This window comes from Bradyrhizobium sp. SZCCHNS3016 (genome assembly GCF_032484535.1).
In the GTDB taxonomy this organism is placed as follows: Bacteria; Pseudomonadota; Alphaproteobacteria; order Rhizobiales; family Xanthobacteraceae; genus Bradyrhizobium.
The window spans coordinates 696,342-714,071 of sequence record NZ_JAUETE010000001.1; the positions used below are offsets into that span (position 1 = coordinate 696,342).

The 17,730-nt window shown below is 64.2% G+C and carries 31 protein-coding genes; 25 read left to right on the plus strand and 6 right to left on the minus strand.

Features of this window, described 5'->3' with window-relative positions; all coding sequences use genetic code 11:
• The first annotated feature begins 32 nt into the window (after positions 1-32).
• The 19 genes from QW881_RS03270 to QW881_RS03360 all read left to right on the plus strand — a co-directional run bounded on the left by QW881_RS03270 (position 33) and on the right by QW881_RS03360 (position 10,393).
• Entirely contained in the window at positions 33-323 is a 291-nt protein-coding gene (locus tag QW881_RS03270) for a NifU family protein (RefSeq protein WP_315713137.1), read from the plus strand.
• Between the two features lie 9 nt (positions 324-332).
• Entirely contained in the window at positions 333-1,544 is a 1,212-nt protein-coding gene (nifS, locus tag QW881_RS03275) for a cysteine desulfurase NifS (protein WP_315756223.1), read from the plus strand.
• Positions 1,544-1,765, plus strand: a complete 222-nt coding sequence (nifT, locus tag QW881_RS03280; RefSeq protein ID WP_315713133.1) for a putative nitrogen fixation protein NifT — start codon at positions 1,544-1,546, stop codon at positions 1,763-1,765. Before nifS ends, nifT begins: the two co-directional genes overlap by 1 nt.
• Positions 1,765-2,631, plus strand: a complete 867-nt coding sequence (locus QW881_RS03285; protein WP_315756222.1) for an SIR2 family protein — start codon at positions 1,765-1,767, stop codon at positions 2,629-2,631. Before nifT ends, QW881_RS03285 begins: the two co-directional genes overlap by 1 nt.
• Positions 2,632-2,894: 263 nt before the next feature.
• Positions 2,895-4,457, plus strand: a complete 1,563-nt coding sequence (gene nifB, locus QW881_RS03290; RefSeq protein ID WP_315756221.1) for a nitrogenase cofactor biosynthesis protein NifB — start codon at positions 2,895-2,897, stop codon at positions 4,455-4,457.
• 55 nt (positions 4,458-4,512) lie between these two features.
• Positions 4,513-4,737 carry a YfhL family 4Fe-4S dicluster ferredoxin gene (locus QW881_RS03295; protein WP_006609676.1) on the plus strand — a complete coding sequence of 75 codons (225 nt, stop codon included), beginning with the start codon at positions 4,513-4,515 and terminating at the stop codon, positions 4,735-4,737.
• Positions 4,738-4,748: 11 nt separating this feature from the next.
• Positions 4,749-5,078, plus strand: a complete 330-nt coding sequence (locus QW881_RS03300; RefSeq protein ID WP_315756220.1) for an iron-sulfur cluster assembly accessory protein — start codon at positions 4,749-4,751, stop codon at positions 5,076-5,078.
• A gap of 11 nt (positions 5,079-5,089) precedes the next feature.
• Entirely contained in the window at positions 5,090-5,623 is a 534-nt protein-coding gene (locus QW881_RS03305; RefSeq protein WP_315756219.1) for a hypothetical protein, read from the plus strand.
• Positions 5,616-6,389 carry a 4Fe4S-binding leucine-rich repeat protein gene (locus QW881_RS03310; protein WP_316158034.1) on the plus strand — a complete coding sequence of 258 codons (774 nt, stop codon included), beginning with the start codon at positions 5,616-5,618 and terminating at the stop codon, positions 6,387-6,389. Before QW881_RS03305 ends, QW881_RS03310 begins: the two co-directional genes overlap by 8 nt.
• Positions 6,386-6,709: a nitrogen fixation protein NifZ gene (locus QW881_RS03315; protein ID WP_315756217.1), complete on the plus strand. Its 324-nt coding sequence runs from the start codon at positions 6,386-6,388 to the stop codon at positions 6,707-6,709. Before QW881_RS03310 ends, QW881_RS03315 begins: the two co-directional genes overlap by 4 nt.
• On the plus strand, positions 6,706-6,945 hold the full coding sequence (locus tag QW881_RS03320; RefSeq protein WP_315756216.1) for a nitrogen fixation protein NifZ: 240 nt from the start codon (positions 6,706-6,708) through the stop codon (positions 6,943-6,945). The genes QW881_RS03315 and QW881_RS03320 overlap by 4 nt, the downstream gene beginning before the upstream one ends.
• A gap of 16 nt (positions 6,946-6,961) precedes the next feature.
• Complete coding sequence (locus QW881_RS03325) at positions 6,962-7,318, plus strand: DUF3024 domain-containing protein (RefSeq protein WP_315756215.1); 357 nt, start codon at positions 6,962-6,964, stop codon at positions 7,316-7,318.
• A gap of 19 nt (positions 7,319-7,337) precedes the next feature.
• Positions 7,338-7,598 (plus strand): hypothetical protein, encoded by a 261-nt coding sequence (locus QW881_RS03330; RefSeq protein WP_315756214.1) that lies wholly within the window; start codon positions 7,338-7,340, stop codon positions 7,596-7,598.
• Positions 7,599-7,600: 2 nt separating this feature from the next.
• Complete coding sequence (locus QW881_RS03335; protein WP_315756213.1) at positions 7,601-8,815, plus strand: DegT/DnrJ/EryC1/StrS family aminotransferase; 1,215 nt, start codon at positions 7,601-7,603, stop codon at positions 8,813-8,815.
• A 36-nt stretch (positions 8,816-8,851) separates the two neighbouring features.
• On the plus strand, positions 8,852-9,160 hold the full coding sequence (locus QW881_RS03340) for a 2Fe-2S iron-sulfur cluster-binding protein (RefSeq protein ID WP_315756212.1): 309 nt from the start codon (positions 8,852-8,854) through the stop codon (positions 9,158-9,160).
• A gap of 12 nt (positions 9,161-9,172) precedes the next feature.
• A complete protein-coding gene (locus tag QW881_RS03345; RefSeq protein WP_315756211.1) occupies positions 9,173-9,385 on the plus strand; it encodes a hypothetical protein in 213 nt (70 codons plus the stop codon).
• Positions 9,386-9,423: 38 nt separating this feature from the next.
• Positions 9,424-9,738: a DUF6156 family protein gene (locus QW881_RS03350; RefSeq protein WP_315756378.1), complete on the plus strand. Its 315-nt coding sequence runs from the start codon at positions 9,424-9,426 to the stop codon at positions 9,736-9,738.
• Positions 9,739-9,751: 13 nt separating this feature from the next.
• Positions 9,752-9,919: a hypothetical protein gene (locus QW881_RS03355; RefSeq protein ID WP_315756210.1), complete on the plus strand. Its 168-nt coding sequence runs from the start codon at positions 9,752-9,754 to the stop codon at positions 9,917-9,919.
• A 15-nt stretch (positions 9,920-9,934) separates the two neighbouring features.
• Positions 9,935-10,393, plus strand: a complete 459-nt coding sequence (locus QW881_RS03360) for a group II truncated hemoglobin (RefSeq protein WP_315756209.1) — start codon at positions 9,935-9,937, stop codon at positions 10,391-10,393.
• Between the two features lie 263 nt (positions 10,394-10,656).
• On the opposite strand, the gene QW881_RS03365 is transcribed toward QW881_RS03360, so the two are convergent.
• The 4 genes from QW881_RS03365 to QW881_RS03380 all read right to left on the minus strand — a co-directional run bounded on the left by QW881_RS03365 (position 10,657) and on the right by QW881_RS03380 (position 12,668).
• Positions 10,657-10,899 (minus strand): hypothetical protein, encoded by a 243-nt coding sequence (locus QW881_RS03365; RefSeq protein WP_315740978.1) that lies wholly within the window; start codon positions 10,897-10,899, stop codon positions 10,657-10,659.
• A gap of 26 nt (positions 10,900-10,925) precedes the next feature.
• On the minus strand, positions 10,926-11,684 hold the full coding sequence (locus QW881_RS03370) for a dienelactone hydrolase family protein (RefSeq protein WP_315756208.1): 759 nt from the start codon (positions 11,682-11,684) through the stop codon (positions 10,926-10,928).
• A 37-nt stretch (positions 11,685-11,721) separates the two neighbouring features.
• A complete protein-coding gene (locus QW881_RS03375; protein ID WP_315741024.1) occupies positions 11,722-12,084 on the minus strand; it encodes an iron-sulfur cluster assembly protein in 363 nt (120 codons plus the stop codon).
• A gap of 92 nt (positions 12,085-12,176) precedes the next feature.
• Complete coding sequence (locus tag QW881_RS03380; RefSeq protein ID WP_315756207.1) at positions 12,177-12,668, minus strand: hypothetical protein; 492 nt, start codon at positions 12,666-12,668, stop codon at positions 12,177-12,179.
• Between the two features lie 271 nt (positions 12,669-12,939).
• Between QW881_RS03380 and QW881_RS03385 the strand changes: the two genes are divergently transcribed.
• The 3 genes from QW881_RS03385 to QW881_RS03395 are packed head-to-tail and all read left to right on the plus strand — an operon-like array spanning position 12,940 to position 13,910.
• On the plus strand, positions 12,940-13,173 hold the full coding sequence (locus tag QW881_RS03385; protein WP_315740981.1) for a BolA family transcriptional regulator: 234 nt from the start codon (positions 12,940-12,942) through the stop codon (positions 13,171-13,173).
• Positions 13,174-13,221: 48 nt separating this feature from the next.
• Positions 13,222-13,551, plus strand: coding sequence for a Grx4 family monothiol glutaredoxin (gene grxD, locus QW881_RS03390; RefSeq protein WP_315756206.1), 330 nt, complete (start codon positions 13,222-13,224; stop codon positions 13,549-13,551).
• Positions 13,548-13,910: a (2Fe-2S) ferredoxin domain-containing protein gene (locus tag QW881_RS03395; RefSeq protein WP_315756205.1), complete on the plus strand. Its 363-nt coding sequence runs from the start codon at positions 13,548-13,550 to the stop codon at positions 13,908-13,910. The genes grxD and QW881_RS03395 overlap by 4 nt, the downstream gene beginning before the upstream one ends.
• Positions 13,911-13,929: 19 nt before the next feature.
• Here the strand turns inward: QW881_RS03395 and QW881_RS03400 are convergent, their stop codons facing one another.
• Positions 13,930-14,457, minus strand: coding sequence for an ArsC/Spx/MgsR family protein (locus QW881_RS03400; RefSeq protein ID WP_409998981.1), 528 nt, complete (start codon positions 14,455-14,457; stop codon positions 13,930-13,932).
• Positions 14,351-14,782, minus strand: a complete 432-nt coding sequence (locus tag QW881_RS03405) for a response regulator transcription factor (RefSeq protein ID WP_315741025.1) — start codon at positions 14,780-14,782, stop codon at positions 14,351-14,353. Before QW881_RS03405 ends, QW881_RS03400 begins: the two co-directional genes overlap by 107 nt.
• Positions 14,783-15,200: 418 nt before the next feature.
• Between QW881_RS03405 and nifH the strand changes: the two genes are divergently transcribed.
• From nifH to irr, 3 genes are all read left to right on the plus strand, one after another.
• Positions 15,201-16,088 (plus strand): nitrogenase iron protein, encoded by an 888-nt coding sequence (gene nifH / locus QW881_RS03410; protein WP_315756203.1) that lies wholly within the window; start codon positions 15,201-15,203, stop codon positions 16,086-16,088.
• Positions 16,089-16,171: 83 nt separating this feature from the next.
• Positions 16,172-16,906: a nitrogen fixation protein NifQ gene (locus tag QW881_RS03415; RefSeq protein ID WP_315756202.1), complete on the plus strand. Its 735-nt coding sequence runs from the start codon at positions 16,172-16,174 to the stop codon at positions 16,904-16,906.
• Between the two features lie 17 nt (positions 16,907-16,923).
• On the plus strand, positions 16,924-17,418 hold the full coding sequence (gene irr, locus QW881_RS03420) for a Fur family transcriptional regulator Irr (protein WP_315756201.1): 495 nt from the start codon (positions 16,924-16,926) through the stop codon (positions 17,416-17,418).
• Positions 17,419-17,730: the final 312 nt, after the last annotated feature.

Consider the following 17,730-nt stretch of genomic DNA (forward strand, 5'->3'; position numbering starts at 1 on the left):
GCCCGATCATTCAACACGCGAGAAGTGAAACCATGCTGGTCGAATCCCAGGGCATCGTCGAAGCGCCGTCGCAGATGAGCGAGCGCGAGCGGATCATCCGAGCCGTGATCGAGGAGGTCCGTCCGAACCTCAAGCGCGACGGCGGCGATTGCGAGCTCGTCGAGATTGACGGCAACAAGATCATGGTCAAGCTCGCCGGCGCCTGCATCTTCTGCAAGCTCGCCAGCGCGACGCTCGAGGGCATCCAGGCGCGCATGATCGAAAAGCTCGGCGAGTTCGTTCGCCTCGTTCCGGTGGCCGGCGCAGCCAAGGCGCGGCATTAAGGAGCGGTCTTGCGTCCGGTCTATCTCGACAACAACGCGACGACCCGTGCGGATCCTGAGGTCGTCGCCGCGATGTTGCCGTTCTTCTCGGAGCAGTTCGGCAATGCGTCGTCCTCGCACGCGTTCGGCAGCGAGGTGGCCAGCGCCGTGAGACAGGCGCGCAAGAGCCTGCAGGCGCTATTGGGGGCCGCCTTCGACCACGAGCTCGTCTTCACGTCGGGCGGCACGGAATCCGACAACAGCGCGATCCTGTCGGCGCTGGAGACGCAAGACGCGCGCGACGAGATCGTCACGACGGCGGTGGAGCATCCCGCGATCCTGTCGCTGGTCGAGTATCTCAGGGACAAGCGCGGCCTCACGGTGCACCTGATCGGCGTCGATGCGGTCGGTTGCCTCGATCTCGAGGCCTACAAGCGCGCGCTCGGGCCCCGCACTGCGATCGCCTCGGTGATGTGGGCCAACAACGAGACCGGCACGCTGTTCCCGATTCCGGAGCTGGCGAAGCTCGCACATGACGCCGGTGCGCTGTTTCATACCGATGCCGTTCAGGCTGTCGGCAAGGTCGCGATCGATTTGAAAGCTGCCGGCGTCGACATGCTGTCGTTGTCGGGCCACAAGCTGCACGGCCCCAAGGGTATCGGTGCGCTGTATGTCAGAAAGGGCACGCCGTTCGCGCCGCTGGTGCGCGGCGGCCCGCAGGAGCGCCGCCGCCGCGGCGGCACCGAGAACGTGCCTGCGATCATCGGTCTCGGCAAGGCGGCCGACCTCGCCGGACAACATCTCGCCGACGAGCAGGGCCGGGTGCGCGCGCTGCGCGACCGGCTGGAGCAGGGCATCATCCAGGACGTCGGCCATTGCGCCGTGCTGGGCGATATCGAGCACCGGCTGCCCAACACGTTGAACATCGCTTTCCGGCATCTCGAAGGTGAGCCGATCGTGATGCGCCTGAATCAGGCGGGCATCGCGGCTTCGCTCGGCTCGGCCTGCGCGTCGGGCTCGATGGAGCCGTCGCATGTGCTGCGCGCGATGAACGTGCCGTCGGATCTGCTCCGCGGCGCCGTCCGCTTCTCGCTATCGCGCGACACCACCGACGACGACATCACGCGCGTGCTGCAGGTCCTGCCCGACATCGTCGCCAGGCTGCGTGAGACCTCGCCGGCCTGGCTGCAGCATCATCCTTCACAATCGGCGGACCCCCTTCGATCCACGGAGCTCACGTAATGAAAGTCATGATCCGCCGCTCGCCGGAAACGGGCCTGTCGATCTACGTCCCCAAGAAGGACCTCGAGGAGCCCATCGTCGAGTCCGAGCACGAGTCCTTGTGGGGTGGCTGGATTCGCATCGCCAATGGCTGGGTGCTCGAACTGCCGCAGATGGCCGCCGACACGCGGCTGCCGATCACGATCAATGCGCGCAAGCGCGGTGGCGAAGGGGACGAGTGATGAATGCGCCGCTTCCTCATATCGACATCGTCAGACAGGCTGATGCCGAAGCCCTGCTCAAGGACGTCGTGGCCCGGCTGAAGGCCGGCAAGGTCGTTCCGTATCTCGGTCCCGGCGTCTCGGAGCAATCCGGCGCGGCGGTGCCGATGAATCCTGAAGCGCTGGCCGCGTTCTTCGGCACCAAGGTCGCGCTGCCGCGCCGCGCCAAGGGCAATGCGTGGGCTTCCGCGCAGCACATCGAGAGCACGCGCCACCGCTCGACGGTGACGGCGCTGATGGCTGAAGCCTTTGCCGCGCCCGTCGCGCCGACACCGCTGCAGCAGTATCTGGCGTCGCTGCCGCTGCCGATGGTCGTCGACAGCTGGTATGACGGCGCGATGCGGACGGCGCTCGCCGGGCGCGGCGATTGGGGCGAGGTGCAGGGCATCACGCGGGCCGGAATTGGCGAGGACCGCTGGTATCGCTTCTACGACGCTGCGGGCGCCGAGAGCGATCGTAACAAGGCCGGAAGCTGGACCACGCTGCTCTACAAGCCGCATGGCGGGACCACGCCAGCCAAGAACTTCCTGATCACCGACGCCGACTATGTCGAGGTCCTGACCGACATCGACATCCAGACGCCGATACCCGACACGGTCAAGGACCGGCGCACCGACCGAAGCTTCCTGTTCATCGGCTGCCGCTTCAACGACCAGTTGCTGCGCACCTATGGCCGTCAGGTGATTAAGCGCTCCGGCGCCGAGCATTACGTCCTGGTCGAGCCTGACTCATTGTCGAAGAACGAGTTGAAGTTCTTCATCGCCGAGCGGCTGACGCCGATCGCGATTCCGCTGGCCCGCGCGACCGAGATCATCATCGGCGGCTGAGCGAAACCACGACACCGGAAATCGAACAGCGCGGCCGCAAGCTGCGCTGTTTTGCCGTTCGTCCTGTGTCCCAATTCGAGTCTGTAACGTTTCTAACAACGCCCGAAACGAGAGCCTTTCGCATGTTGGCAAGGCGACAGGCGCGAGGATCTGGCTAAGGCGTTGATAGTCTGACGAAATGATCTTGTCCGCGGCGTGGCACGCGAGTTGCTGAACCCTAGCCCAAGGCGGTTTGCGGCTCGCCAGCAACGTAAGGAGCGGACATGGACGCGTCAGTGCAGCACGAACAGGCGACGATACCGGACGGCGACAAGCTGAGCTCGGTGATGCAGACCATCGCGGAACACAAGGGCTGCGGCACCTCGGGCGGCAGCGGCAAGGCGAGCTGCGGCTCGGGCGCCGGCGAGAACGACCTGCCGCCGGAGATCTGGGAGAAGGTGAAGAACCATCCCTGCTACAGCGAGGAGGCGCATCATCACTACGCGCGCATGCACGTCGCCGTCGCGCCCGCCTGCAACATCCAGTGCAACTACTGCAACCGCAAATATGACTGCGCCAACGAGTCGCGTCCGGGCGTGGTCAGCGAGAAGCTGTCGCCGGAACAGGCCGCCAAGAAAGTGCTCGCTGTCGCCTCGACCATTCCGCAGATGACCGTGCTGGGCATTGCCGGTCCGGGCGATCCGCTCGCCAATCCGGAGAAGACGTTCAAGACCTTCGAGCTGATCGCTCGCACCGCCCCCGACATCAAGCTCTGCCTGTCGACCAACGGCCTCGCGCTGCCCGATCACGTCGACACCATCGCCGGCTTCAACGTCGATCACGTCACGATCACCATCAACATGGTTGATCCCGAGATCGGCGCCAAGATCTATCCCTGGGTGTTCTGGAAGCACAAGCGCTATACCGGCGTCGAGGCTGCCAAACTGCTGACCGATCGCCAGTTGCAGGGCCTGGAGATGCTGACGGAGCGTGGCATCCTCTGCAAGGTCAACTCGGTGATGATCCCCGGCGTCAACGACAAGCACCTCGTCGAGGTCAACAAGGCGGTGAAGTCGCGCGGCGCGTTCCTGCACAACATCATGCCGCTGATCTCCTCGCCGGAGCACGGCACCGTGTTCGGCCTGACCGGCCAGCGCGGCCCGACCGCGCAGGAGCTGAAGGCGCTGCAGGACGAGTGCGAAGGCGAGATGAACATGATGCGGCATTGTCGCCAGTGCCGCGCCGACGCCGTGGGCCTGCTTGGCGAGGACCGCTCCGCCGAATTCACCACCGACAAGATCATGGCGATGGAGGTGAACTACGACATCGACAGCCGCAAGGCCTATCAGGAGGCGGTCGAGCAGGAGCGCGTCGCCAAGGTCGTGGCGAAGCAGGAGGAGCTCGCCTCGCTCGCCGGCCAGTCCAGCGACATCAAGCTGCTGATCGCGGTCGCGACCAAGGGCTCGGGCCTGATCAACGAGCATTTCGGACACGCCAAGGAGTTCCAAGTCTACGAGCTCTCCACGGCCGGAGCCAAGTTCGTCGGTCACCGCCGCGTCGACCTGTACTGCCAGGGCGGTTATGGCGACGAGGACAGCCTGGAGACCGTCATCCGCGCCATCAACGACTGCCATGCGGTGTTCGTGGCCAAGATCGGCGGCTGCCCGAAGAGCGACCTGCAGGCCGCGGGCATCGAGCCGGTCGATCAGTTCGCCCATGAGTTCATCGAGAAGTCCGCGATCGCCTGGTTCAAGAGCTACCTCGACAAGGTGAACAGTGGCGAGATCCAGCACGTCGTGCGCGGTGACGCCGAAATTCGCCAGGGCGCCCTGATCTCGGCAGCGTGACATCAGACCCCGGCGGCGCCGTCGCGTCGCCGGGCCCCTTCGACAGGAGCCTTTGATGACCTTGAAGATCATTGCCTCGCAGTGCACGAGCTGCTCGGCCTGCGAACCCGAATGTCCGAACGTGGCGATCTCGGAGAAGAACGGCACCTTCGTGATCGATCCGAAGAAGTGCACGGAATGCATCGGCCATTTCGACGAGCCGCAATGCGCGGCGGTCTGCCCGGTCGACAACACCTGCGTGATCGACAATTCGTTCCCGCGCTACCAGCCGCCGGCTTGAGGGAGACCGAGATGAACTTCACGCTCACGCCAGCCGCGCAGAAGTTCATGCGCATGATGTTGCGGGCTGACGGCACTGCGGGCTCGGGTTTCCGTCTCGCTGTGTCGCCCGGCGGTTGCTCGGGACTTGCCGCAGACATCAGCGTCCTCGCGACGCCGCAGCCCGGCGATGCGGTGGTTGAACGCGATGGCGTCAGGCTGTTCCTGCCGGCGGAGAGCCGTTTGCTGCTCGACGGCGTCACCATCGACTTCGCGGATACCGCGACGCAGACCGGCCTCGTGTTTCACGATCCGAAGCAGGTCTCGTGCTCGACCCATGCCTTGAAGGCGCTGGAGCACTAGGATAGCTCGCCATGCCCACGGACGCCCGGCCCAGCTCTCAGACCGCCATCGAGGACGCGCTGCTCGCCGACGCGCTGCTCGGCGGCGGCTTACCGGAGGAGGCCGAGTATCATCTGTGGCAGGCGGGCCAGAGCTATCATCTCGACGATGTCGCGGAGACGCATCTGAAAAAGGCGGAAGCGCTGGCGCCTGGGCATGCGGCGGTCCTGATCGGCTTCTACCGGTTCTATTTCTACAAGGGACGGCTCGCTGACGCGTTGCGCATCGCCAAGCGGTGCCTCACCAAGGCGGCCGTCGAGAACCGCTTGCCGCCGCATTGGCGCGACGTTCGCGCCGGTCATGCCGAGTTCGGCAGCTATGACAACATGCTGCCGCGTTTCTTCATGTTCACCTTGAAGGGATACGCCTATTTGCAGATGCGCCTCGGCAATCTCGTCGAGGGACGGCTCGCGGTGCAAAAGCTGCTCGAGCTCGATCCGAGCGACAAGATCGGCGCACGCGTCCTGCTCGAGGTGGTCGACCGGGTGGAGCTCGACGATGAATGACGACATCGACGAGGCCATCGACTGGCAGGGCAACGAGATCAGTTGTACGGACTGCGAACACGCGCAGCTCAACGCATCCGGCGGCTGTCGCCTTCGGCACGCCTGCGTACACGACCGCTACGCCCGCCGCATCGACCGCTTCTTCAACTGGAATCCGGCGCTCGCCAACGGCTACGTCAAGCATCCACATTTCGAAGTGCGCGCGATCGCGGCGAAGCATGCCAGCCCGTTCTTTCTGCCGCCGCTGCTCGATGATCCCGAGGAGACCGTCCGCTGGAATGCCGCGCGGCGGCTGCCGAAGCGGCTGGTGCTGCGGCTGCGCCATGATCCGCATCGCGAGGTCCGCATCCGGATCGCGACGGTGCTCGATCCGGAAGACCTGATGCCGATGATGATGGACGACGACTACTACGTCCGCCTGGTCGTGGCGCGCCGCATCGTACCGTCCGTGCTCGGCCGCATGATGGGGGACCCGGAGGCCGAGGTCCGCCGCGTCGTCGCGCGGCGCATCCCGAGCGACTGGCTGCTTGGCATGATCAGCGACCCAGATCCGCGGGTGCGGCTCGAGATCGCCGAGCGCCTCGCGCCGGATCTCCTCACCGCGATGCGCAAGGACGCCGACTGGCGGGTGCGTCACGAGGTTGCGAGCCGGATCGCGCTCAGTGAGCTCGCGGAGCTGGTGCGTGACGAGGACCCGCTGGTGCAGGAGGTGGCGCGCGGCCGGCTCGCGAGCCGTTTTGGAGCTGCGATGGAGAAACCGGCATGAGCAACATCGTTCGTGACAGCGAGGTCGTGGAGTTGTCGGCGCCGCCGTATTTCACGTTTGGCGAGAAGGTGAAGGCGAAGCGCACGATCCGCAACGACGGCACCTATGCGGGCAAGGAGATCGGCGAGATCTTGGCGAAGAAGGGCGAGATTGGCTACGTCGTCTCGATCGGAACCTTCCTGCAGCAGTTCTACATCTACGGCGTCGAGTTTCTCGAAAGCGGAAACCGCGTCGGCATGAAACGCAAGGAGCTCGAGTCGACCGTTCCCCGCGGGGAGGCCGAGGACGAGCTGCCGCTGCCGGGAGCCTACAAGTCATGATCGAGCCACGTCTGCCGAAATATCAATGGGGTCAGCGCGTGAAGGCGCTCATCGATCTGGTCAATGACGGCTCGTTCCCGAACGCGCCCAGCGAAGCCAAGCTCGTCGGCGTCGGCGACATGGGCGAGATCGTTCAGGTCGGCACGCATACGGAAGCGAACATGCCAATCTATCTCGTCGAGTTCGGCGAGCAGCTCGTGGTGGGCTGTCTCGAAGAGGAGATCGTCCCGGTTTGAGGGGTGATGATCAGTCATGGTCGCAACCGCGCTCCAGCCAAGCCTCGTCCTGCCTGCGCATCCCAATGAGCTGGATCGCAAGCGGATCGAGCGCGCGCTGAAGTCGCGCAAGCGCTACCGCTACGTCGAGCCGACGGTGTCGCCGGCTGACAACGGCTATCACGTCCAGAGTCCGTGCTGCTCGCGCAACATCGACAAGGACGGCGGGGTGATCGATGTCGCGCTGCTGCGTCACGATCCGGCGAATGCGATGTGGAAGCTGTTCTGGAGGGATCACGCTCAGGGGACGTGGGAGCTGCACAGCGTGCACAGGCGGTTGACCGCGGCGGTCGACGAACTGAACGCCGACCCTGAGCGGATATTCTGGCAGTAATGCGAAGAGGACGGGTGACATGGCACTTGCCGAGCAGGAACTGAATGAGATCGAGCAGGTCCTCAATGGACCCGATGCCGGCAGCGCGGCGTTCGTTGAATTGCGCCGTCGCTTCCCCAAGCTGGTCCTGACGCGTTGCGATGCCTCCGACGTAACCGAACAGCCGTTCCGCAGCTACGCGGCGTTCGACCTGCATCTGCTCGATGCCAGCGAGCATTGCGCCGGCGTGACCGACGATCCCGCGAAGGCCAACGGCCTGATCCTGGCCAGGCGGAGCTGATCATGACCAAGCCCTATCTGGTGCATGACGCCGATCGACAGGAGCAGGACGAGACCGAGCTGACGCCGGTCGGGTCCGACTTCATCCCGTTGTCCGATCCCGATATCACGACGGCGGAGATTGCGGCCGTCGAAGCGACATTGCGCTCGCCGCGGCTGTCCTGCGGCCCGCTCGTCGAGGAATTCGAAGCGGCGTTCGCGGCCTATCTCGGGCGGAAATATGCCGTCGCCGTCCCGAGCGGGACGCTGGGACTGCTGCTCATCCTCAAGGCGATGGGAATCGGACCAGGGGATGAGGTGATCGCGTCGTCCTATTCGTTCCGCGAGGTCGCGCATGCGATCAGCATCGTCGGCGCTAGGCCCGTGTTTGCCGATATCGACTATTATTCGGGCACGCTTGCGCCGAGCAAGGTCGAGGCGCGGATCACGCCCAAGACCAAGGCGATCCTGGCCAGCAACACCAACGGCCATCCAGCCAAATGGTCGGAGCTGCAGGCGATCGCGAAGGCGCATAACCTGCCGCTGATCGAGGATTCGTCCGAGGCCATCGGCTCGAAATATCAAGGCGCGCTGGTCGGCACGTTCGGTACCGCCGCGGTGTTCGACTTCTCGCAGCCATTCGCGTTGACCTGCGGCGAGGGCGGCATGGTCGTCACCGATGACGTCGACATCGCTGTTGCTGTACGCCGTCATCGCTCCCACAGGCTCGACGAGCGTGCATCGGTCGTGGTCAGCAGCAGCGCATCGCACCAGGCTGTCATGAGCGACGTTACGGCGGCCCTCGGGCTGGCGCAGCTGAAGCGGATCGACGAGATCCTCGAACGCCGCAAGCTGATCGAGCAGATCTATTACAGCGAGGTGCAGTCGTTCGAGGGAATCAAGGACCCCTATGTCGGTCCCGATGTGACCGAGGTGAACTGGTTCCTGTATCAGGTCCATCTCGGTACGCGGTTCTCGAAATCGAGCCGGGATTCGATCGTCGAGGACCTCAGGGTCGAACAGGTCGAGGCGATCGCTTATTCCAATCCGCTGCATCTGCAGCGACATTATTTCAACATGGGCTATCGGCGGGGCGACTATCTCGTGACCGAGAAGGTCGCCGATCGCGTCGTGGCCCTGCCGTTCCACGTCCACCTCACTACCGACCAGATCGCCTTCATCGTCGCGACCATGAAGGATGCCTCGGTCAATGTCGGGGCGGGCGCGGCGATCTACTGACGAGTTCTGATCTCAAACTGGAAGAGGAGAATCCAAGTGGCGACATTGACGGTAATGCCATCAGGCAAGACGATCGAGGTGGGCGAGGGCACCACCATTCTCGCGGCGCTGCTTGGCGCCGAGGTCGAAATCCAGCACAAATGCGAGGGCCAGGCAAAGTGCGGCTCCTGCCACATCTTCCTGCAGGAGGGACGCAAGGGCGTCTCGAAGGTGTCCAAGCTGGAGAACGAGAAGCTCGACACCATCGTCGGCGTCGGCTCGAAGTCACGGCTCGCGTGCCAGGCGACCATCCTGGGCACGGAGAACGTCAAGATTGAGCTCCTCGGCTTCGGCTCGGGCCTGTAAGGAGAGGATGATATGGACAATGTGACGCTCCATGTCCGCTTTGCCAATGACGGCACAGTGGCCGAGATCAGCGAGCGGCCGGTCGGTCTGACGCCGCAACAATGGTTCGACAAATTGAGCGATGCGATCGGAATGAAGGCCTATCAGACCTTCGCCGGCGGCCGCGGCGTGTTCAAGGTGGCGCGCGACCAGATCGAGGCCCTGAAGACTGCAGCCGTATCGTGACGGCTGCATTGCGGATATTCGGCTGAAGCGGCGGCGTGATGACGGGTACAGAGCACGATTGCAAGTTCTTCGTCTCGTATACGGGCGTCAAGCTGCCGCTGCGGCTGGTGACGGCGATCGCACCGGAGCAGCTGTCGAACCGCAACACTTTCATCCGCGGCTATTTCGATGCCGCGGGTGCGCTGACCGGATTCGAAAAGATCGTCTATGGTGAGATCGAGCTCACGCATCGCTACAGCTACCATGCCAATGGGGCGCTGAGCCGTGCCGAGATCGTGATGCTCGACGAGGATCCGGTGACGCTCAAATTCGACGAGAACGGCGCGCCTGTTGCCGCGCAAGACGCCGCGTGAGGAGGGAGGGACTGTGACCGTCGCCAAGCTGATCGAGGCTCTTGCCAGCATGCCGAGGGACGCTATCGTGCTGATGGACAGCGGCGCCGGATTGTCGCGCGTCGATGCGCTGGAGCTCGTGGACGAGCAGGGGCCGGGCGCCCCGGCCGAGGTCATCCTGCAGCCGAGCGTGGACGAGTAGAGACAGGAACAGTCGATGGCGGATGCTGGGACTTCAGAGACCGAAACGTCGGGAGCAGGACCGGTCGTCACGCCCTATGAACGCATCGGCGGCGCCGTCGTGGTCGATCGTCTGGTCGAGTCGTTCTACCACCGGATGGACACGCTGCCAGAGGCGAAGGCTATTCGTGACATGCACGCCAGCAATCTTGGGCCGATCAAGCACATTCTGAAGCGATACCTCTCGGAATGGCTCGGCGGTCCAAAACTGTATTCGCCGGAGAAGGGCCATCCGCGGCTGCGCCAGCGCCACATGGGCTTTGCCATCGGCAATGCCGAGCGCGACGCCTGGCTGCTCTGCATGCGCGGTGCGCTCGAAGAGACCGTCAGCGACGCGTCCGCCCGGCAGGATGTCGATGCCGCCATGACCAAGCTCGCCGACTGGATGCGCAACCAGGCCGGCAACCCTCACGACGCGCGCGCCGCGCGGCCGTAAGCCGGCCGCTGCGTCATTGCGAGGAGCCGAAGGCGACGAAGCAATCCAGAGTCGCCCGTGTTGTCCTGGATTGCTTCGCTGCGCGCGCAATGACGGAGACGGCATAGCGAGTAGCGCGGTGCGGCGCGTAGGGTGGGCAAAGCGAAGCGCGCCCACCGTAACTCTATCACCTAGAAATATCTTGGAATGGTGGGCACGGCGTGCATCGAGCTGCGCAAACTCACGGCCGTCGGTGGCGCCTTTGCCCACCCTACGGGTCCCAACTAATACAATGGCACGCCGAAGAAGTTCTCGTCGTCGCCACCCCAGGCGCGGTGTAGCGCCAGGGCGTTCTGCCATTGCATCATCTCGGCCTCGCTGGCATTGCGATGCGTGATCCTGCCGTCCGGAACCTCGGCGAGCAGAAAAGGCTTGCCGTTGCGGATGAAACGGTTGAGATCCTTGGTGTCGTTGGGGCGTACGACGCAACGTGGCCGCTCGTCGATCAGGATGGTGGTCGGCAGCATCGCGGCGCTCTCACTCCATCGGATTGTCAATCAGCCGGCGGTCCCATGTCGTCGTCGGCTTTCTTCTTCTTTTTCTTGTCGGTCTTGGCGAGCGCATAGGCGCCGGCGTTCTTCAGCGTGATCGGCGGCTGCCCAACGACATATTGCGAGATCCACGCCAGGGTTCGGTCATGTGCCAGCGTGGCTGCAGATTCATCATAAGTCTCGCCGTCACCGTCGAACGCATGCGCGGCATTCGGATAGGAGAACGCGCTGACCTCGGGATGATAGGCGCGGAACATGGTCACCTCCGCGAACGGCACGACGATGTCGGCCTCGCCGAAATGGAGCAGCGTCGGAATCTTGCGCTTGGCGCCGGCCGCGTTGACGACACCTGTCGCGTAGTAACTCACCGCGCAGGCCACACCGGAGACGCGGTTGGCCGCGTCATAGGCGAGACCGCCCCCGGCGCCGAAGCCGACCACCGCCACCTTGCCGCATTCCTTGACGCTGTCGACCGTTGACTGGATCTCTGCGAGCAGCGGCGCTGCCGGATCCGGCACGGTCTTGGCCGGCTCGCCCTCCGTTGCCGCGTCGATCGCCGCAGGAGGCGACAGCTCCGGCGCAATCACGACATATCCGCTGGCCGCAAAGGCATCGGCGACCTTGCGCAGCTTGCCGGCAGCGCCGGTGCCATCCGGCAGGACGACGATCGCCCCCTTCGGCGCATCGGCTGGATCGGCACGAAACGCCTGGAAGGTATGGCCGTCGCCGGCGGTCAGCTTGATCGTGCTCTCCGTAGGCATGTGATGCTCCTGCTCCTGTTGGCGCGGCTCGCGCGCGTTACAACAAACCCAGCTCCAGCGCGGTCTCTTCGGACATGCGCGACTTGTCCCATGGCGGCTCGAACACGAGCGTGACTTTCACCGACGCGACGCCGTCGACGGCCTGTACGGCGTCCTCCACCATGCGGACGATCTCGCTTGCGACCGGGCACCCAGGCGCCGTCAGGGTCATGTCGATCTCGACGACGCCGCCGCCCTCGTGCGCGATTCGATAGACCAGACCGAGATCGTAAACGTTCACCGGAATTTCCGGGTCGTAGACCGTCCGCAACGCGGCAATCACGCTCTCGGCGGCATTCCGGGAGCCGCTCGCTACGGCGTTCTGTGCCGGGGAAGGAGAGGGCGGGGCGTGCATCGTCATCATGCGTTGGTTCCTCTCATGATCCTGGTTCGCTCCGGGGGATGGTCGTTGGAATTCGTGTCATGTTCGCTCTGCTCATGCTTGGCGTCGCCTCATTCCGAACCGAGCCCCTCGGCTAGCGCGGCGACGACCGGCCATCCGACGGCGCCGGCCGGATCGAGTCGCCGCAGCGCCGCGAGCATTTCGGCTGCACCCTCGGAATCAGTCTTGCGCAGATGAATGAAGGCGAGTGCCTTCAGCGTGTAGAGCGCGAAGCGGCCGGCGCCATCCGGCAGCGGATCATGCGGCGTCCAGTGCCGCCAATCACGTGGCCAGCCGGCTTGGCGCGCCGCTTCCGCAAGGCCCAGCTCGGCGACCGCCTCTGCCTCGTCGAGATGGCCTTGATAGGTGTGAATCTTATATAGACAGAAGTAGGTCGGCAGCTGCTGCGGAGCGGTCGCCAGCGCTTGGCGAAACAGCCGATCCGCCTGCGCGTGGTCGCGGCGGTACGCCGCCACGCCCTGTTGCAGCAGCGCATCGATCTCTTGCGGCAGATCGCCGAAGTTGATCGTGTCGGGTTCGCTGGCGAGTTCGAGCATCTGCATTGACCTCGATCAAATCACTGCAAGACGCGGACCGTTTTCGAGCGGGTGCGGCGGCGCCAGAGTCGGTACAAGGCGGGTGGAAGAACGGGCCGATGTTGGATTTTGAACGCGGCCTCTTCGCTGCCCCGTGGCTGATGTAGCAAAGACGACGCAACGCGGGCGGTTTGGCCTGGACAAGTCGTCAGATGCCGACGAGTCGGCGATTGCCGCCCGCAAATGACTGGTTCGGAGCTTGCATGAGGCCTTCATCAATCCAGCGGGAGTGGCAGCGATGGCGATGGCAGCAACGGATATCGAGCGTCTGATCAAGGAGGCGTTCCCGGATGCCGTCGTCCTGATCGAGGATCTGGCAGGCGATGGCGACCATTATTCGGCGCGCGTCACCTCACAGGCTTTCGTTGGAAAGAGCCGGGTGCAACAGCATCAGATGGTCTATTCGGCTCTCAAGGGCCAGATGGGCGGCGTGCTGCATGCGCTGGCGCTCGAGACGTCATTGCCGAAGTGATCGTTGCGATCCGGCTGATCGGTCGCATTCAGGGAAAGGATCCAGTCTATGTCGACATCCGAACGCATTCAGAAGCTGATCGACAGCAATGATGTCGTGCTGTTCATGAAGGGCGTGCCGGCCGCGCCGCAATGCGGCTTCTCCGCCGCGGTGGCGCAGATCCTGGCCAAGCTGGACGTGGCTTACGAGAGCGTCAACGTGCTCGCCGATCCCTTCATTCGCGAGGGCATCAAGGAGTTCTCCAACTGGCCGACCATTCCGCAGCTTTATGTGAAGGGCGAATTCGTCGGCGGCTGCGACATCGTGCGCGAGATGTTCCAGGCCGGTGAGCTCGCGACGCTGCTCGCCGACAAGGGTATCAAGGCGCCTGCGTCATGAGCGATGCTGATGTTGCCGAGGCGGATGATTCATTCGAGATTCCGCAGCTCTACAAATATCATGCCTTCGTCTGCCTGACGCAGCGCCCGCCCGGGCATCCGCGCGGCAGCTGCGGCGCGCTCGGCGTGCAGCCGCTGTGGGACCGGCTGACCAAGACCATCGAGGCGCAGCGGCTGACGGACATCGGCGTCACCGCCGCCGGCTGCTTCGGCTTCTGCAGCGCCGGACCGATGATGGTGGTCTATCCGGACGGCGTCTGGTATCGACCGACCAAGCCGGAGGATATCGACGAGATCGTCGAATCGCACTTCAAGCAGGGCAAGCGTGTCGATCGCCTTGTCATGGTGTTGAAGCGCTGAGCTTGCAGAACGGAGCCGCTCAACGCGGCTCCGGACAAGGTGTCGACCCATCCGGACGCGTGCAGCCCTGGACATCGTCCAGATCGTCGCCCTGCCGGAGCAGCGAGATCACGGGTTCACGATCGAAGCCGGCGCAGCACCGGCCGCCAGCTTCGATCAATGGCCGACGGATCAGCAGCGGATCCTCGAGCATCAGGTCGATCGCTGCGACGGCTTCGATTGTCTCTGGCTCGATCTCTCCCGATTTCACGCGCGGCGAGGCTGGATTGAACCAGCTCCAGACGGGGGTCCCGGCGAAATACGCCCGCAGCCGCTCGCCGGTCCAGGGCTCGGTCAAGAGATTCCTGGCGACGACATCGTGGCCGGCGCGCGCCAGCATCAGCTTCTGCCGGGCGTTGGTGCCGCAGCCCGGCTTCTCATAGAAGACGACGGTCGTCACGTCAGGCGCCGCCGAGCTGGACCAGCTGCGCGCCGCCGGCGCGGCCGAGAATGGTGTCGACCTTCTTGCGCACCGACTCGATCGTGAGCGGCTTGACCACGGCGCCATGCGCGCCGGCCTTGAGACCTTCGATCGCGATCGCCTCGTCGGCCTTGGCGGTCACGATCAGAATCCGCACGCCTTTGAACTTCGCCAGGATCTCGCGGACGAGCTCGGGGCCGCGTTGCTTCAAGAAGGAAACCCCGAGCAGCACCACGTTCGGTGCCAGCCAATCGACGCCCTTCTCATACGCCTCCTCTGGCGTCGCCAATTCATGTGTCTCGATTTCATCGTGCAACATGAACTGCAGGGCCGCGCGCGTGATCTCGTCGTCATCGATCACGAACACGCGCCGCTGGTCCACCGCCTTGGCCGTTTCCACTCCGATCTGCATTGCATCCTCCTCAACGTTGTCAGCGTCTGTGCCGCAGGGCTGCGGAGGGGGATCTAGCAAATCTCGTTCCGGGTCCTGCGCGGCTGAAACGGCGCGGCCGTTGTGTCGTTTCAGACAGGGCTGCGTGTCGTCGCATCTTGCGAAGCATTCCGATGTCGGGTTTGCAACAACCCGCAATCGCGTCCGGATTGCTCGGCATCTCCTTTGAAACATGATCGTTTTGGCGCTGTGCGCGTGCTGGCACAGCGGTTGCAAAACTGCGCTCAGGCAATGGTTGAGGGCTGAGTGCACGCCGACGCTTCGGACGAGCGATGCTCTCCTTCCCAACAACCCGTCTGCCGGTTCGGACACAAAGAGGACGCGGTCACGCTCTGCTTCAAGCGGGCGCGACATAGGCAATCGGTTGATGGAGAGCAGAATGTCATCACTGCGACAAATCGCATTCTACGGCAAAGGCGGCATCGGCAAGTCGACGACGTCGCAAAATACCCTGGCCGCGCTGGCCGAGATGGGTCACCGGATCCTGATCGTCGGCTGCGATCCGAAAGCGGATTCGACCCGCCTGATCCTGCACGCCAAGGCGCAGGACACCATCTTGAGCCTGGCCGCTGCCGCGGGCAGCGTCGAGGACCTCGAGATCGAAGAGGTCATGAAGGTCGGCTATCGCGACATCCGTTGCGTCGAGTCCGGCGGTCCGGAGCCGGGCGTGGGCTGCGCCGGCCGCGGCGTCATCACCTCGATCAATTTCCTGGAAGAGAACGGCGCCTATGAGGACATCGATTACGTGTCCTACGACGTGCTCGGCGACGTGGTCTGCGGCGGCTTCGCGATGCCGATCCGCGAGAACAAGGCGCAGGAAATCTACATCGTGATGTCCGGCGAGATGATGGCGATGTATGCCGCCAACAACATCTCCAAGGGCATTCTGAAATACGCCAACTCCGGCGGCGTGCGCCTGGGCGGCCTGGTCTGCAACGAGCGCCAGACCGACAAGGAGCTGGAGCTGGCCGAGGCTCTTGCGAAGAAGCTCGGCACCCAGCTGATCTACTTCGTGCCGCGCGACAACATCGTGCAGCACGCCGAGCTGCGCCGCATGACCGTGCTGGAATATGCGCCCGACTCGGTCCAGGCCGGCCACTACCGCTCGCTGGCCCAGAAGATCCACGTCAACGCCGGCAAGGGCATCATCCCGACCCCGATCACGATGGACGAGCTCGAAGACATGCTGATGGAGCACGGCATCATGAAGGCCGTCGACGAGAGCCAAATCGGAAAGACTGCCGCCGATCTCGCCGCAACGGCTTAAGCAGTCTTGGTACCGGCCTTCCTCCCGTCGGAAGGCCGGTACCTCATCGCATGTCCCGCCGGCAGGCGGCAGGGGATCACGCTATGACCATCGCAATCGTGGGCGTCTCGGAGTCCGTTGCCGCTGGCCTGCAACCGTCGCCGCGCAACGGCTCCTTCGAAGAGGACAGGCGGCACCACGGCCGCGAGATCTACCGGCTGCTGACCGGCGTCGATCCCGACGATGCGCTGATCGACAGCGACATCGGTTTCGACCGTCACGTCATCGCATCGATCCTCGCCGTTTCAGCGATGGAGCACGGCGCGCTGGCGGAGCGAGCCGGGCTTTCGACCGTCGAGCTGATCGCACTGCTGGCGCAGCTGTTTCCTGCAGCCTCGATCGACTCCTCATGGCTGCCGATCACCGGGGCCGTGGCCGCGCCGGACGACGACGAGATCGGGATGGTGCGCGATCTGCTCGCCGCGCAGCGCTCCACGGACGGCGAGGTCGGCCGTTGGCTCGCAGCCATGGTGGCACGTCGCGCGATGGAGCCCAACCATCTCTGGGAAGACCTGGGCCTGCGCGAGCGCTCCGAGCTGTCGCGGCTCCTGACGCGCCATTTCGCGCCGCTCGCAAGCCGCAACACCAGGAACATGCGCTGGAAGCGCTTCTTCTACCGCATGCTGTGCGAGGACGATGGCTTCGTGATGTGCACGACGCCGGTCTGCACCCAGTGCAACGATTTCGCGCTCTGTTTCGGCGAGGAGAGCGGCGAGAGCCGGATGGCCGAGCGGCGACGCGATGTGGCGCTGCAGGAGGCGGCGGGCGCCGCGATGTGAGTTCGAGGACCGTGACGATGTTGATGGACAGCCAGCTTCGATCCCCGTGCAACTCCGACGGCGGACCTTGTCCCCAGGCAGAGACCTGCGAAGCTGGCGAGATCCTGATGCGTCGATGCGAGGACGCGCTGCGTCGGGCCGGGTTGCGTCCCACCCAGCAGCGTCAGCAACTGAGCCGGATTCTGTTCGGCAGCGGTGACCGCCACATCACCGCCGATGCGCTCTATGGCGCCGCCGTCGCCACCGGCATGAAGATCTCGCAGGCCACCATCTACAACACGCTCAATCAGTTCGTGGAGCTCGGGCTACTGCGGCAGATCGGCGTGGACGGCTCGAAATCGTTCTTCGACACCAATACGACCGTGCATCCGCACTTCTTCTATGAGGACGAAGGCGAGCTCGTCGATGTGCCCGAGCATGTCGCGTTCGAGCAGCTGCCGGAGCCGCTGCCGGGCTATCGCATGGAGCGGATTGACATCGTCATCCATCTGCGCCGCAGACGCCACGCCTGACGGCAGCGCAGGTCGCCGCGGCTTGGCGCTGGGCGACCGAGTCACTTCACCTCGACGTCTGATTCCCGACCCTGTTACGAATCCGACAATCCGTGTTAGTGAAAAAGCATAGTAAATTCAATTGATTGGCATCTGGTCCGGCGGTGGCATGGCCGTTGCTGAGTGAATTGCTGGCCGTGATGGAGCGTCGTGCTTCTGGCGGCCTCACACAGGTTGCGACGGAGCGAGTGAATGCCAGACGTCTCCGGACAGCGCGGGCCCAGGAATGCCCGAGAGGCCGGCTCTGCCCACGGGGGCACGGTCTCGGGGAGC

Bases quoted from the DNA above. Each gene is read 5' to 3' on its own strand.
- nifB (WP_315756221.1), top strand. From the start codon at position 2,895: ATGGACGCGTCAGTGCAGCACGAACAGGCGACGATACCGGACGGCGAC.
- QW881_RS03350 (WP_315756378.1), top strand. From the start codon at position 9,424: ATGACGGGTACAGAGCACGATTGCAAGTTCTTCGTCTCGTATACGGGC.
- QW881_RS03405 (WP_315741025.1), bottom strand. From the start codon at position 14,782: ATGCAGATCGGAGTGGAAACGGCCAAGGCGGTGGACCAGCGGCGCGTG.
- QW881_RS03320 (WP_315756216.1), top strand. From the start codon at position 6,706: ATGATCGAGCCACGTCTGCCGAAATATCAATGGGGTCAGCGCGTGAAG.
- QW881_RS03385 (WP_315740981.1), top strand. From the start codon at position 12,940: ATGGCGATGGCAGCAACGGATATCGAGCGTCTGATCAAGGAGGCGTTC.
- QW881_RS03400 (WP_409998981.1), bottom strand. From the start codon at position 14,457: ATGGCGCCGTGGTCAAGCCGCTCACGATCGAGTCGGTGCGCAAGAAGG.
- QW881_RS03315 (WP_315756217.1), top strand. From the start codon at position 6,386: ATGAGCAACATCGTTCGTGACAGCGAGGTCGTGGAGTTGTCGGCGCCG.
- QW881_RS03370 (WP_315756208.1), bottom strand. From the start codon at position 11,684: ATGCCTACGGAGAGCACGATCAAGCTGACCGCCGGCGACGGCCATACC.
- QW881_RS03330 (WP_315756214.1), top strand. From the start codon at position 7,338: ATGGCACTTGCCGAGCAGGAACTGAATGAGATCGAGCAGGTCCTCAAT.
- QW881_RS03395 (WP_315756205.1), top strand. From the start codon at position 13,548: ATGAGCGATGCTGATGTTGCCGAGGCGGATGATTCATTCGAGATTCCG.
- irr (WP_315756201.1), top strand. From the start codon at position 16,924: ATGTTGATGGACAGCCAGCTTCGATCCCCGTGCAACTCCGACGGCGGA.
- QW881_RS03335 (WP_315756213.1), top strand. From the start codon at position 7,601: ATGACCAAGCCCTATCTGGTGCATGACGCCGATCGACAGGAGCAGGAC.
- QW881_RS03300 (WP_315756220.1), top strand. From the start codon at position 4,749: ATGAACTTCACGCTCACGCCAGCCGCGCAGAAGTTCATGCGCATGATG.
- QW881_RS03345 (WP_315756211.1), top strand. From the start codon at position 9,173: ATGGACAATGTGACGCTCCATGTCCGCTTTGCCAATGACGGCACAGTG.
- QW881_RS03310 (WP_316158034.1), top strand. From the start codon at position 5,616: ATGAATGACGACATCGACGAGGCCATCGACTGGCAGGGCAACGAGATC.
- QW881_RS03365 (WP_315740978.1), bottom strand. From the start codon at position 10,899: ATGCTGCCGACCACCATCCTGATCGACGAGCGGCCACGTTGCGTCGTA.
- QW881_RS03285 (WP_315756222.1), top strand. From the start codon at position 1,765: ATGAATGCGCCGCTTCCTCATATCGACATCGTCAGACAGGCTGATGCC.
- QW881_RS03380 (WP_315756207.1), bottom strand. From the start codon at position 12,668: ATGCAGATGCTCGAACTCGCCAGCGAACCCGACACGATCAACTTCGGC.
- QW881_RS03270 (WP_315713137.1), top strand. From the start codon at position 33: ATGCTGGTCGAATCCCAGGGCATCGTCGAAGCGCCGTCGCAGATGAGC.
- QW881_RS03375 (WP_315741024.1), bottom strand. From the start codon at position 12,084: ATGACGATGCACGCCCCGCCCTCTCCTTCCCCGGCACAGAACGCCGTA.
- QW881_RS03305 (WP_315756219.1), top strand. From the start codon at position 5,090: ATGCCCACGGACGCCCGGCCCAGCTCTCAGACCGCCATCGAGGACGCG.
- nifT (WP_315713133.1), top strand. From the start codon at position 1,544: ATGAAAGTCATGATCCGCCGCTCGCCGGAAACGGGCCTGTCGATCTAC.
- QW881_RS03295 (WP_006609676.1), top strand. From the start codon at position 4,513: ATGACCTTGAAGATCATTGCCTCGCAGTGCACGAGCTGCTCGGCCTGC.
- nifH (WP_315756203.1), top strand. From the start codon at position 15,201: ATGTCATCACTGCGACAAATCGCATTCTACGGCAAAGGCGGCATCGGC.
- QW881_RS03360 (WP_315756209.1), top strand. From the start codon at position 9,935: ATGGCGGATGCTGGGACTTCAGAGACCGAAACGTCGGGAGCAGGACCG.
- QW881_RS03325 (WP_315756215.1), top strand. From the start codon at position 6,962: ATGGTCGCAACCGCGCTCCAGCCAAGCCTCGTCCTGCCTGCGCATCCC.
- QW881_RS03415 (WP_315756202.1), top strand. From the start codon at position 16,172: ATGACCATCGCAATCGTGGGCGTCTCGGAGTCCGTTGCCGCTGGCCTG.
- grxD (WP_315756206.1), top strand. From the start codon at position 13,222: ATGTCGACATCCGAACGCATTCAGAAGCTGATCGACAGCAATGATGTC.